At 31.0% G+C, this 13,075-nt stretch carries 11 protein-coding genes and 2 tRNA genes; 6 read left to right on the top strand and 7 right to left on the bottom strand.

Features of this window, described 5'->3' with window-relative positions; genetic code table 11:
* Window positions 1-65 precede the first annotated feature (65 nt).
* Complete coding sequence (locus BXY80_RS11530) at window positions 66-1,316, top strand: hypothetical protein (protein WP_120202092.1); 1,251 nt, start codon at window positions 66-68, stop codon at window positions 1,314-1,316.
* Window positions 1,317-1,674: 358 nt separating this feature from the next.
* Here BXY80_RS11530 and BXY80_RS11525 read toward each other — a convergent pair whose 3' ends face one another.
* The 4 genes from BXY80_RS11525 to mutS all read right to left on the bottom strand — a co-directional run bounded on the left by BXY80_RS11525 (window position 1,675) and on the right by mutS (window position 4,972).
* Window positions 1,675-1,881 (bottom strand): hypothetical protein, encoded by a 207-nt coding sequence (locus BXY80_RS11525; protein WP_120202090.1) that lies wholly within the window; start codon window positions 1,879-1,881, stop codon window positions 1,675-1,677.
* Window positions 1,882-2,033: 152 nt separating this feature from the next.
* Window positions 2,034-2,117, bottom strand: a tRNA-Leu gene (locus BXY80_RS11520).
* 50 nt (window positions 2,118-2,167) lie between these two features.
* Window positions 2,168-2,239: transfer RNA gene (locus tag BXY80_RS11515), tRNA-Gly, on the bottom strand.
* A 102-nt stretch (window positions 2,240-2,341) separates the two neighbouring features.
* Complete coding sequence (gene mutS / locus BXY80_RS11510) at window positions 2,342-4,972, bottom strand: DNA mismatch repair protein MutS (protein WP_120202088.1); 2,631 nt, start codon at window positions 4,970-4,972, stop codon at window positions 2,342-2,344.
* Window positions 4,973-5,170: 198 nt separating this feature from the next.
* Between mutS and BXY80_RS11505 the strand changes: the two genes are divergently transcribed.
* Window positions 5,171-5,701: an RNA methyltransferase gene (locus BXY80_RS11505; RefSeq protein WP_120202086.1), complete on the top strand. Its 531-nt coding sequence runs from the start codon at window positions 5,171-5,173 to the stop codon at window positions 5,699-5,701.
* 108 nt (window positions 5,702-5,809) lie between these two features.
* Window positions 5,810-6,349, top strand: a complete 540-nt coding sequence (locus BXY80_RS11500) for a hypothetical protein (protein ID WP_120202085.1) — start codon at window positions 5,810-5,812, stop codon at window positions 6,347-6,349.
* Window positions 6,350-6,522: 173 nt separating this feature from the next.
* Here BXY80_RS11500 and BXY80_RS11495 read toward each other — a convergent pair whose 3' ends face one another.
* On the bottom strand, window positions 6,523-6,999 hold the full coding sequence (locus tag BXY80_RS11495) for a GyrI-like domain-containing protein (protein ID WP_120202083.1): 477 nt from the start codon (window positions 6,997-6,999) through the stop codon (window positions 6,523-6,525).
* Between the two features lie 84 nt (window positions 7,000-7,083).
* Window positions 7,084-8,211: a 2-amino-4-hydroxy-6-hydroxymethyldihydropteridine diphosphokinase gene (folK, locus tag BXY80_RS11490; RefSeq protein ID WP_120202081.1), complete on the bottom strand. Its 1,128-nt coding sequence runs from the start codon at window positions 8,209-8,211 to the stop codon at window positions 7,084-7,086.
* 72 nt (window positions 8,212-8,283) lie between these two features.
* Between folK and BXY80_RS11485 the strand changes: the two genes are divergently transcribed.
* The 3 genes from BXY80_RS11485 (at window position 8,284) to rpsU (ending at window position 12,150) form a co-directional block, all read left to right on the top strand.
* Complete coding sequence (locus BXY80_RS11485) at window positions 8,284-8,988, top strand: queuosine precursor transporter (protein ID WP_120202080.1); 705 nt, start codon at window positions 8,284-8,286, stop codon at window positions 8,986-8,988.
* 118 nt (window positions 8,989-9,106) lie between these two features.
* Window positions 9,107-11,725, top strand: a complete 2,619-nt coding sequence (locus BXY80_RS11480; protein WP_120202078.1) for an AsmA-like C-terminal region-containing protein — start codon at window positions 9,107-9,109, stop codon at window positions 11,723-11,725.
* A 230-nt stretch (window positions 11,726-11,955) separates the two neighbouring features.
* Window positions 11,956-12,150 carry a 30S ribosomal protein S21 gene (gene rpsU / locus BXY80_RS11475; RefSeq protein ID WP_120202076.1) on the top strand — a complete coding sequence of 65 codons (195 nt, stop codon included), beginning with the start codon at window positions 11,956-11,958 and terminating at the stop codon, window positions 12,148-12,150.
* A 116-nt stretch (window positions 12,151-12,266) separates the two neighbouring features.
* Here rpsU and BXY80_RS11470 read toward each other — a convergent pair whose 3' ends face one another.
* Complete coding sequence (locus tag BXY80_RS11470; RefSeq protein ID WP_120202075.1) at window positions 12,267-13,061, bottom strand: DUF2797 domain-containing protein; 795 nt, start codon at window positions 13,059-13,061, stop codon at window positions 12,267-12,269.
* Window positions 13,062-13,075 lie beyond the last annotated feature (14 nt).

The following is a 13,075-nucleotide window of genomic DNA, read 5'->3' as shown; positions in this document are numbered from 1 at the left end:
TATTTGTTCAAATGTTGAGGTTATACGGCAACGCATATCCACAACCCAAAGATACTAAATTCTAATTGACAACCGACTTTATTAAAATAAAAGTAAGTAACAACGACCTGAAGCAATATTTTTGGTCGCATCCTCTTTTATACTTTCATTCAGATAGTGAGATACTTTTATTTGATAATGAAACCATACACACCAAACGCAAAAAGCAATACAACGGCATTTTATTTGAGTTCACTAAACACGCATTATATATCTATTTTAAACCTCACTACCATTTTAATAACAACTTACACAACGCAAACGATTTTAACGTCTTAAACTGCATCAATACACTTCGAGAGTTCACAGATACGTTTAAAGTAGATGCTAAAGAATTACAGATAATAAATATTGAGTTTGGGTTAAATATTGTTATTCCTAAAAGTCTAATTTGTGTTAAGGACTTTCTAACTCTTTTAACCTACCACGGACAAAACCAGTTTTATACAGATAGTAAATATTCATTTTGTAAATACAGCACCACCACAAACTGCAATGGCAAAACAAACGTTTATAAGATTATTAAATGTTATGCTAAAGGCATACAATTTCCTGAATATACCGACTTAAATACGTTTAGATTTGAAGTTAAGAGTAATCGTAAAAATTACATAGAAAGTTTAGGAATTAAAAACCTCAACGACTTACTAGAACCTAGCACTTACCAAACATTAGAAAACATCATTTTAGAGGAGTTTGACAAGATTTTAATAATAGACGACCAAGCACGACCAGGACTTTCTAAAACCAAACTAGATAACCATAACAAGAAGTTAAACCCTATTTATTGGCACAAACTATTAAACAAAAGTAAAAACGTATTTAGAAAAAATTTTAAGTTGTATTATGATACTTTAAATACGTGTGAAACTCATCTTAAAAAAGAAGTTAGAAAACTAATATTTGATAAACTGCAAGCACTAAAAAAGTGTGCCGTTTTAACACCCTACACAAAACAAAAAAAGTGTGCCGTTTTAACCTTATATAAAGATGAAATAGGCACACATTTATTTAATCGATGTTTAGTAACTGGATTAAATATATCGATGCAACGAAGTGATAGTATTTTGCTTTCACATACTGGACTAAAATACTATTACAAAACGGAACGTTTCACATTCGACCGAATTAAAAATAAATACCTTTCTACAAATTGGATTAATTCAGATTATCAAATCCAGATAAAAGAGATTGCGCACAACATTAGAAATAAACATAGTAATCTTAAAATAAGAAATAAACTAATTTACAACTCAAACCAAAAACAATTATTTTAGTAAAGTTTAGTAAACATTAAGTAAAGTTTGGTAGGTATTCGGTAAAGTTCGGTAAGTAAAATTTAAAACTTCGTTACCATCTGTTCGCACGTGTATAAAAATTAGAGTTTTTGGAGTCCATAAAAAGCAAAATAATGTCAAGGTTAGTATAAGATTAGTACAAGGTTAGTACAAGGGAATAACCCCAAGGTTACCAAAAGGATAAAAGGGCGAGGTTACAACGAGGGAATATTAATTAACAACAAGGTTACAGCAAGGATAAAACGGTAAGTTTAGGGTAAGGTCAAACTTATAAAAATATCAAGAATAGTCAAGGGTAAAAGCCAAAGTTACGGCAAGTTAACGGCAAGGGTAAAAGTTATTCTTTTAATATAGACTTCAAATCCTTATTAGAAATATGCAAATGATTTTCAGTAGTAAAATTATTGATAATCGTTTTATGAGTTCCTGAACTTGAACTATAAAAAACCTCATCGTTAGATTTCGGAAATAAAATATTTCCTATTGTCTTACCAATTAACCAACCACCACCAATAAAAAGAAAGAAAATTATTAAAATTACCATATCAAAAATTTACAAAAGGATTAATGTTTTGAATACTGTAATCTACATATAAAAAACACACTCTTTTTTAAAAGGCTGACTAAATGCTGACTAGATTAGAAACAAAAAATCCGTAAATAATTGACTAACAACTATGTTACGGATTTCTATTGTACTGAAGACGGGACTTGAACCCGTACGTCCCAAGGGACATTGGATTTTAAGTCCAACGTGTCTACCAATTCCACCACTTCAGCTTAGTTAGATTGCATTTTGCAATCCATTGGTATATTTTTACTAGGTTTAGAGCGAAAGACGGGATTTGAACCCGCGACCCTCACCTTGGCAAGGTGATGCTCTACCCCTGAGCTACTTTCGCATTATAGCAATTATTTAAATGAACGTTTGTTGTAATTGCGAGGGCAAATTTAAGACTTTTCTTAGAAAACCAAAGCCTTTTTATAAAAAAATGAAACTTTTTTTATGCGCGTTTCTTTTTCAATAACATACGCTTAATTTCATTTAGTTTCATAAGCGCTTCAACTGGTGTTAATGTGTTTATATCTGTATTTACTATTTCGTCTTTTATTTGTTCTAATAAAGGGTCATCTAAATTAAAGAAACTCAACTGCATTTCATCATTTAAGTGCTTAACCTTATCTGTTAATTCTTCACTAGAATGTGATTTCTCAAGTTGCTTTAAAATTTTATTTGCACGATGAATTACTTGTTGCGGCATTCCTGCCATTTTTGCAACATGAATACCAAAACTATGTTCGCTTCCACCTTCAACTAGCTTACGTAAAAACAACACATTATTTTTTAATTCCTTTACTGAAACATTGAAGTTTTTAATACGACTAAACGTTTCAGTCATTTCATTAAGTTCATGATAATGCGTAGCAAATAATGTTTTTGCCTTACTAGGATGCTCATGCAAATATTCGCTAATTGCCCAAGCAATAGAAATACCATCATAGGTACTTGTTCCTCTTCCAATTTCATCTAATAAGACTAAACTTCGTTCAGAAATATTATTAAGTATCGAAGCCGTTTCATTCATTTCAACCATAAAGGTCGATTCTCCCATAGAAATATTATCACTTGCTCCTACTCTAGTAAAAATTTTATCTGTAAGACCTAAATGCGCTGAATCTGCAGGAACAAAACTCCCCATTTGAGCTAATAAAACAATTAATGCTGTTTGGCGTAAAATGGCAGATTTACCAGACATATTTGGACCAGTAATCATTATGATTTGTTGCTGATCACGATCTAAACAAACATCATTAGCGATATAGGGTTCACCATGAGGCAATTGTTTTTCTATAACTGGATGTCTTCCGTTTTTAATATCTAAAACAAACGAATCATCAATATTTGGTCTTGAATATTTGTTTTCTGAAGCCAATTGTGTAAAACCACACAAACAATCTAACTCGCCAATTAAAGCCGCATTTTTTTGTACTGGTTTTATAAATTGAAGCATCCAATTAACCAACTCTGTAAACAGTTGTTGCTCAATAATAGAAATACGCTCTTCGGCTCCAAGAATTTTTGCTTCATACTCTTTAAGTTCTTCAGTAATATAACGCTCAGCATTTACCAAGGTTTGCTTACGAATCCATTCTTGAGGCACTTTATCTTTATGTGTATTTCTAACTTCTATATAATAGCCAAATACGTTGTTAGATGCGATCTTAAGCGATGTAATTCCTGTACGCTCACTCTCACGTTCTAACATTTTATCGAGATAATCTTTTCCAGAAAAAGCCAAAGCTCTTAATTCTTTTAACTCAGAAGAATAATCTGAAGAAATTGTATTTCCTTTTAAAATATTAACTGGTGCATCTTCATTAAGCGTCGCTTTAATTCGTTCTCGCAAGTCTTCACATAACGCTAAGGCATCACCAATGTGCTGCAATGCAGGGTTTTTAGTTTGTGTTGTTAATGCTTTTATAGGTTCAATTGCTTCTAAAGCATTTTTTAATTGTATAACTTCTCTCGGACTAATTTTAGCAGTAGCCACTTTAGAAATTAAGCGCTCTATATCACCTATTTTATTGATATGATTTTGAATTCTTTGCAATACAACTGCATCATCTAAAAGATATTCTACAACATCATGTCGTTGGTGTATTTTATTTAAATCGACTAAAGGCAAAGCCAACCATCGTTTAAGTAAACGTCCTCCCATTGGAGAGATAGTTTTATCAATAACATCTATCAAAGTGACAGCATTTTGATTGGTTGACTGATATAACTCTAGGTTTTTAATAGTAAAACGGTCCATCCAAACATGCTCATTTTTTGTTACACGTTGTATTGATGTTATATGCTGAAGTTTATGATGTTGCGTTTCGCTTAAATAATGTAAAATAGACCCTGAAGCTACAATACCTTCAAATAAATCATCAACCCCAAAACCTTTTAAAGATTTGGTTTTAAAATGCTTGAGTAAAGTTTCGTTAGCATAATCATCTTGAAATACCCAATCTTCGAGATAAAATGTATGAAAATTTATTCCGAAAGTTTTTTCAAATTCTAGACGTTTAGGTTTTGCAATTAAAACTTCACTAGGTCTAAAATTTTGAAGCAGTTTATCGACATACTCTGCATTGCCTTGAGACATAAAAAACTCACCTGTTGATACATCTAAAAAAGATACTCCAATATTATTGAATACTGAGCCTGCCGAAGTACCAAAATAAACTGAAGCTAAAAAGTTGTTGGTTTTTGAATGTAATATATCATCATTTAAAGCAACACCAGGCGTTACAAGTTCTGTTACGCCTCGTTTTACTATCGTTTTTGTTTGTTTTGGATCTTCTAATTGATCACAAATAGCAACACGCTCACCAGCTCTAACTAGTTTAGGCAAATACGTGTTTAATGAATGATGTGGGAAACCTGCCAACTCAGTTTCTGTTTCACTTCCTGCACCACGTTTGGTTAAAATAATACCTAAAATTTTTGATGTCTTTATAGCATCAAAGCCAAAGGTTTCGTAAAAATCACCAACTCTAAATAATAATAATGCATCAGGATACTTGACCTTAATAGCATTATACTGCTTCATTAAAGGGGTTTCTTTTTTTACTTTTTTAGCCAATGTTAATGTGGTTTTTAAATATTATTTTTGTCTACTCAATAAGGGTTGCTAATGTAACTATTATTTGATGTTTTATAAAACACATAACTCACAAGTTATCTACAATTTTTAATAACCATCTGTCATACTGAGCGCAGTCGAAGTATCTAAATTAGAGATTCTTCATTACATTCAGAATGACATTATATTAAACACAGTATGCGTAAACTAAAAAACAGCGAATTAGAACGATTAAGTGTTGATGACTTTAAAAGCTCTCAAAAAACACCGCTAATTATTATACTTGATAATATTAGAAGTTTAAATAATATTGGATCGGTATTTAGAACGAGTGATGCGTTTTTGGTTGAAAAAATTTACCTCTGCGGTATCACTGCAACACCACCTCATAAAGACATTCATAAAACTGCTTTAGGAAGTACAGACACTGTAAATTGGGAATACGCCAAAAACACATTAGATCTTATTACTAAACTCCAAGCTAAAAACGTAAAAATAGCTGCAATAGAACAAGCCGAAAATGCCATCATGCTCAATAGTTTTAAACCTGAAGCGAATACAACATATGCCTTAATATTTGGCAACGAAGTAAAAGGCGTTGCTCAAGATGCTGTGAGTGCTAGCGATTTGGTTATAGAAATTCCACAGTTTGGCACTAAACATTCGCTTAATATTTCGGTGAGTTGTGGCGTGGTAGTTTGGGATATATTCTCAAAGTTGAAAATGTAATCTAACTTGATTCTAAACCTTAAAAAATATAACTTCGCTTATCGCAAGATATAGACAATTAAAAAAGTCCATATCAATAAAGTTGACAATAATTTAAACAAAATTATAATGAAACAAATACCTACAATTAAAAAAGGAATTTTTATCTTATTTATTCTAATTTCAAATTATTCATTCTCACAATTTTATTATTTCCATAGAGGGAATTCTGAAAACGTAATTATTGGGTTCAAATATCAAGACAATTACTACGATGCAAGCCCAAAAGGATTAAAAAAATTCATAAATGAAGTTGAAATGTCGAATAATCTAAAAAATGATTTGCTTAATCAGGCTAATAAAATCAAAACAAATAAAACTATCTCTGATATAGCTTTTTATGGTGGTTTTGGTGCTGGTGCTGGAATTATGATTAGTGAAGCCTTAAGTGTTGATGATGGAGAACAAATGAAATCTAGTACTCTTTTCACAGGACTTGGAGTTGCAGCACTTGGAGGAATTATTAATTGGATAATAAAACCCAAAAAGAAAGATTATTATAATTTTATAAATACATTTAATAACGGTAAAAAAGAAAACAAAATAAAAGTAGGCTTCAAAATAGACTATACTGAACAAATGAATTACGGAATAGCAATCTCATTCTAAAAACTATTGCTAACAATGTATAACCGCAATTACGACGGATTCGACTACGCCCAAATCCACTCAGAATTGCTAACGTCTGTGCTAAACCGAAAAATAATAACTTAAAATCCGTAACTGACGGTTATAAGAGACCGACAAGCGTAACACTAGTTTTTATTGTAAAAAACCAAAAATCACTTTACAGACACCCAAACATCTTCTTCAATGTTTTGTAGGTCTTTACTATAATTTTCATTTAAAATTTCAAAATGTGCTCTAGTATCTAATTCGTAGTTTGAATTTGGTAGCCAGTCTTCAAAAATATATTGTCTGCTTTTAGAGAAGTCTTGTACAGAGCCTTTATAGGTAAAGACAGCATATGTTCCGCCTTTAATAGTAAACGTATCCATGTCTTCTGGCACATCATTAAAATTAGTTACCTCAACACCAACCCATTTTTGAAAGTCTAAATTAGGTGTCATTGCAGTAATGCGTTCATTATAATTTTGAATAGAAAATACATGTTTCCCAATACGAGATACAACCTCATGTCGCCTTGGCATAAATTGTCTTGCTAATGCTCCAGTTTTTGGACCAATAGTTATAAACGGCATCATATCGTGCATGCCTATAACTTTAATATCTAGTATATGTTCAATTCTATGTTTCATAATGTTATAGCTTAAACTATCATTTTGTATGTAGATTTATAATGCTTAATGGATTCCGTATCAAGTACGGAATGACAAATTTATTTAACTACAAATTTCGCCTAACAACCAAAGATAGTCTTTACGGTTTTTTACAAAATCACGATCTGAGATATCTATAATCTTAACATTAAGCTCAGTTTGATTTTTTAAAAAATCTAAATACCCAGAATTGATTTTTTCTAGATATTCGCTTTCAATATTTTGCTCATAATCTCTACCTCTTTTTTTAATGTTCTCTTGCAAACGCTCTGTATTCTGGTATAAATACACATACAATTCTGGTTTTGCAATATCCTTATACATTAAATAAAAAAGCTTTCTGTAAAGTTTAAACTCATCTTCTTGTAATGTGATTTTAGAAAAAATCAGCGATTTATAAATATCATAATCGCTTACAATAAAGTCTTTAAATAAATCGAGTTGGGATAAATCGTCTGTAATTTGCTGATAGCGATCCGCCAGAAAAGACATTTCTAGCGTAAAGGCGTAACGCTGTGGCTCATCATAAAACTTTGGTAAAAAAGGATTATCTGCAAAACGTTCTAAAATTAATTTAGCATTAAAGTCTTGTGCAATTTTATTTGACAGGCTGGTTTTTCCTGCGCCAATATTACCTTCAATAGCAATATAATTATAGTTTGAAAAACTAAATTGCTTACTTGGGTTTTTCAACCAAATCTTAATAGGTTCTACTTCACTTTTATCATCACATTCAGCTAAAAGCTCGGCTACAGATTTACCAAATTTTGAATGTTCAAACTTTGAAGCAATATCATACAATGGCTGTAAAACAAACTTGCGTTTATGTAATTCTGGATGTGGTACCTGAAGTGATTTCGTTTTTATAACCTCGTCGTTAAAAAACAGAATATCTAAATCTATTGTTCTTGCCTCGTATGCTTTTGAGTTTGTTCGCTCACGACCCAAACGCACTTCAAGACTTAATAACTTTTCAAGCACGTCTTGAGCACTGTATTCGGTTTCAAGATGAATACAGGTGTTTAAAAAATCGTCGCCATCAAACCCTAAAGCTGGTGTATTATAAACTTTAGAAATGATTTGCACTTTACCTATTTCATAAAATATTAAATCTACAGCATCTTGCAGATGTTTTAATCTGTCACCTTTATTGCTGCCTAGAGATACGTAAACGTGGTTAGGTTGGTTCATAATCAATGCCAAAATAAAGAAAAGAAATTTTAATAGTTTATATTTACTTTACCTATTTATTCACAATTTTAAATGACACTAAAAGACAAACTTGCTGCACAACGTATCTATCTCTTTTTAGCTGCGCTTTTTATTACATCTCTGGTTGTTTCTAATTTAATTTTTCAGAAGTTTTTTTATTGGTATCCTTTAGACATTGAAATTTTTGGAACAAAGCTTTTCGAAATTTCTGTTGGTATTTTACCTTATCCAATCACTTTTTTAATTACAGATTTAATTAGTGAAATCTATGGCAAAAAACGAGCAAACCAAGTTGTAGTTGCTGGTATTTTTGCATCTCTATTTTCTTTGCTTATTATTTTGGTAGCAGATAATGTACCAGCCACGAGTTGGTCGCCTGTTAAAGATGATATGTTTTCGACCGTTTTTGGCAACTCAGCAATTGCTGTTTTTGCAAGCATGATGGCTTATTTGCTAGCTCAATTTGTAGACATACAAATTTATCATTTTTGGAAACGTTTAACTAAAGGAAAACATCTTTGGTTAAGGAATAATTTTTCGACATGGTTGTCTCAATTTGTAGATACCTTAACTATTTTATTGCTGCTTTGTTCTTTTGAAATAATTGCTTGGAATAAATTTAGCGGATTGCTCATTGCTGGATTTTTATTTAAAGTTTTAGTTGCTGCATTTGACACGCCATTTTTATATTTAGGTGTTTTTCTATTCAGAAAACGTTTCAATCTTAAGGTCAATGAAGAAATTGACCTCATTTAAAAACTACTAAAGTTTTACTAATTTTTATGGTTAGTAGACTATAACTATATTTTGTACGTATATATTTACACAACTATATGATTACCACTTTCGTGGCAATGAAAAATAAAATAACTCAATGAAGAAAGCACTAAAGATAATTGGCATCTCTATACTCATTATATTCTTTTTACTCTTAGCAATTCCGTTTGCATTTCAATCGCAAATAAAAAACATGGTCAAGACTTTTATTAATGAAAATCTTAATGCTAATGTTGAATTTAGTGATGTGAGTTTAAGTCTAATTCGTAGTTTCCCAAAAGCACATGTTGCAGTTGATGATTTGGTAATTACAAACTTTAAACCTTTTGAAGGCGAAACTTTAGCTACTGCAAAAAGCATTGCTTTTACGATGTCTGTAAACGAGTTATTTAAAACATCGAGTGATGAGCCTATAATTGTAAATTCTATAGCTATAGACGAAGCTTTACTTACACTTAAAACAAACACTTTAGGAAATAATAATTACGATATCACTAAAGAAAAACCAAATACTGATGCAAGCCAAAGCGAAAATCCTGGTTTCTCATTTAGTATTGAAGACTATAGTATCTATGATAGCGCACTAACTTATTTAGACGATAGCTCAAAAACTCAGATTTATATTTCTGAACTCAACCATTCTGGAAAAGGAACCTTTGGTGGTGCAACATCTGAGTTAAATACAAAAACAAGCGCCAATGTAAGTATGCGTATTGATAGTACTACATATCTAAATAATAACACTATTAAACTTGACGCCTTAATTGGTCTCGATCTAAACAACCAGAAATATAGCTTTAAAGACAACAAAGGCTACATAAATCAATTGCCTCTAGAGTTTAAAGGCTATGTTCAGCAATTAGAAAACGGACAAGATATAGACATTACTTTTGAAAACCCAGAATCGTCATTTAAAGATTTTCTAGCAGTAATTCCTGAAAGCTATTCAAAAAATATTGAAGATGTAGAAACTTCTGGCGACTTTAAAGTTAATGGCATCATAAAAGGATTGGTTTCAGATGAAACAATTCCGACTTTAGATATTAATGTAATATCAAATAATGCTTCATTTAAATATCCAGATTTACCAAAACGTGTAGAAAACATTTCGATTAATACCTCTATAAAAAACACTACAGGTAAAGCTGATGATACCTTTGTTGATATAAAAACATTAGATTTTAAAATAGACCAAGATGTTTTTAAATCTTCGGCAACTATAAAAAATCTAACCAAAAACATGTTGGTTAATGCTAATGTTGATGGCACACTAAACTTAGGAAACATTACAAAAGCATATCCTATAGAATTAGACAAAGAACTCAGTGGTATATTAAAAGGAAAACTGAATACATCTTTTGATATGAATGCCATTGAAACCAATGCTTACGAACGCATAAAAAATAGTGGTAACATTAGTGTTGATAATTTTATATTCTCATCTGAAGACATTGTAAATCCTATACATATTAGTAAGGCAGACATGACTTTTAAACCAAAAGTGGTTACTCTAAATCACTTTGATGCCAAAACAGGAACTAGTGATTTTAAAGCTACAGGAACCATCAATAATCTACTTGGGTTTTTATTAAGTGATAGCAAACTTCAAGGTAATTTTAATGTTGACTCTAATAACTTTCTTGTAAGTGATTTTATGGTTGAAGACGAAACTGCTTCAACAAATAATAAAACGACATCAGACACTGAATCTCTAAAAATTCCAGATTTTTTAGATTGTACAATCAATGCCAATGCAAAAACAGTTGTCTATGATAATTTAAATTTAAAAGATGTAAAAGGTGTACTCTTAATAAAAGATCAACAAGCTACCCTTAAAAATATGACCTCAAGTATATTTGATGGTGTTTTAGCTATTACAGGAAATGTATCTACAAAAACAGACACACCAACGTTTGACTTAAATCTTGGTGCAGATAACTTTGATATTTCTAAATCGTTTAAAGGTTTAGATCTTTTACAAAACTTGGCTCCAATAGCAAAATTGTTTCAAGGAAAACTTAATACCACTATACATTTAACCGGAACTTTAGATGAAGAATTTTCACCTAATTTAAGTTCGGTTTCTGGTGATGCTTTAGCAGAATTGTTGACCACACAAATTAATGCAAACAAAGGCGAATTGTTTAATAAACTTGAAGGCGCATTAAGTTTTATAGATTTTGATAAACTAAACTTAAAAGACCTTAAAACAAAATTACAATTTGCAAATGGTAAGGTTAATGTTAAGCCTTTTCAGCTTAAATACGAAGATATTGCTATTGAAGTTTCCGGTTCACATGGTTTTGATAAATCACTCGCTTACAATGCTGTTTTTAATGTGCCAGCAAAATATTTAGGAAGTGAAGTAAATCAACTTATTGGAAAAATTGATGATGCCGAGGTTAGTAAAATTACAATACCTGTAACTGCAAATATTACAGGAAGCTATACAAGCCCTAAAGTACAAACAGATTTAACTAGTGGTATTTCTAATTTAACAAACCAGCTTATTGAAATTCAAAAGCAAAAATTAATCAATCAAGGTACAGGTAAGGTTAAAGATTTACTAGGCGACTTATTAGGAAGCAAATCAAATACTACCAAAACAGATTCAACAAAAACAAACACCCAAACAGACCCAATAAAAACAGGTGTTAAAAATATATTAGGAGGTTTGCTTGGTGGTAAGAAAAAGAAAAAAGATAGTATTGATTAGCTGTTAGCTGTTAGCTGTTAGCTGTTAGCTGTTAGCTGTTAGCTGTTAGCTGTTAGCGAAATAAAAAGTGGCTTCATTAAAACTAAAATATTTATACTATTTACCGATTAAGCAATTAATTTTTAAGGTTTAGTAGTGCTATCTCAAATAGTTATATTACCTTTGTGCCACATTTTTTAAATGCATTAAGGGAAACCTTTATCAAACAGAACATTATTTAAAACATATATATGCTTAAAATTATCATTAAAGAAGGCGAAAATATAGAACGTGCTTTAAAACGTTACAAGAGAAAACACCGTAACATTAAAGTAATGCAAAACCTTAGAGAAAATCAGTTTTTCACAAAACCTTCTGTAAAAAGAAGACGTGAGATTCAAAAAGCAAATTATATTCAAGGGTTAAGAGACCAAGAGAATATCTAGTAGCTTTTTCTCAACCGTATATTAAAGTCATATCTAATTTTTAGATATGACTTTTTGTTTTTATATAATTCGTTGTAAGCTTTTTCACTTATTACTACAAAAGGTTTATGCTAACATTATGAGATAGTAATATCAACCACCAAACCTTCATTAGCTCTAATATTAAACACTGTTTGGTCTTCAAAAATTAAATACTGCCCTTTTATGCCAACAAGTTTTCCGGTATAGCTAGGTGTCTTTTTTAAATTTAAACTTTTAGGCTTTTCTGGATATTGATTTACAGGAAACTCTATATGCGTTTCTGTATTAGTTTCTATAAAATAGTCTTTAGCTTCTTCTGGTATATAAGATTTTAGTCGCTCTCTCCATGCTATTAAATTCTCATCTTCAATATCATTTTTAAGCATTTTTCGCCAATTGGTTTTATCTGCTACATAATTTTTAAGAGCCACTTCTGTAATACCAGCAAGATATCTGTTTGGCACTTCAACAATTTCAATAGCTTCATGAGCACCTTGATCAATCCAACGCGTTGGCACTTGGCTTTTTCTAGTAACACCAACTTTTACATTACTAGAATTTGCAAGGTAAACGATATGAGGTTGCAGTTGCACTTTCTTCTCATAGGCTAAATCTCTATCCTCTTTATCTAAATGCGCTGTGCTTAATTCTGGTCGCATAATCCAATCTGCTGCTTGAGGTATATCATAAAAACATTGTTTATCAAAACCTTGTCTATAAATTGGTTTATCTAAACCACAGTTTAAACATTGATACTTAACAAATTGAATACCTATAGTTTTACCAATAAGCTGATTTATATTTAAAAAATCATTTTCAAACACTAAGTAGTATTGAATTGGTTCTGCAAACTCAGTTTCCATTTTTGTTAAAACGCCTTGGTAGGTCATAAAAAAAAGTGTTA

It is taken from the genome of Ichthyenterobacterium magnum (assembly GCF_003610635.1).
Lineage (GTDB): Bacteria > Bacteroidota > Bacteroidia > Flavobacteriales > Flavobacteriaceae > Ichthyenterobacterium > Ichthyenterobacterium magnum.
The sequence above is the reverse complement of the archived record's forward strand: the minus strand, read 5'-3'. Positions and strand labels throughout refer to the sequence as shown.

Excerpts from the sequence above, each read along its gene's own strand:
- folK (WP_120202081.1), bottom strand. The coding sequence starts at position 8,211 with ATGAACCAACCTAACCACGTTTACGTATCTCTAGGCAGCAATAAAGGT.
- BXY80_RS11525 (WP_120202090.1), bottom strand. The coding sequence starts at position 1,881 with ATGGTAATTTTAATAATTTTCTTTCTTTTTATTGGTGGTGGTTGGTTA.
- BXY80_RS11470 (WP_120202075.1), bottom strand. The coding sequence starts at position 13,061 with ATGACCTACCAAGGCGTTTTAACAAAAATGGAAACTGAGTTTGCAGAA.
- BXY80_RS11500 (WP_120202085.1), top strand. The coding sequence starts at position 5,810 with ATGAAACAAATACCTACAATTAAAAAAGGAATTTTTATCTTATTTATT.
- BXY80_RS11495 (WP_120202083.1), bottom strand. The coding sequence starts at position 6,999 with ATGAAACATAGAATTGAACATATACTAGATATTAAAGTTATAGGCATG.
- BXY80_RS11505 (WP_120202086.1), top strand. The coding sequence starts at position 5,171 with ATGCGTAAACTAAAAAACAGCGAATTAGAACGATTAAGTGTTGATGAC.
- rpsU (WP_120202076.1), top strand. The coding sequence starts at position 11,956 with ATGCTTAAAATTATCATTAAAGAAGGCGAAAATATAGAACGTGCTTTA.
- BXY80_RS11480 (WP_120202078.1), top strand. The coding sequence starts at position 9,107 with ATGAAGAAAGCACTAAAGATAATTGGCATCTCTATACTCATTATATTC.
- BXY80_RS11485 (WP_120202080.1), top strand. The coding sequence starts at position 8,284 with ATGACACTAAAAGACAAACTTGCTGCACAACGTATCTATCTCTTTTTA.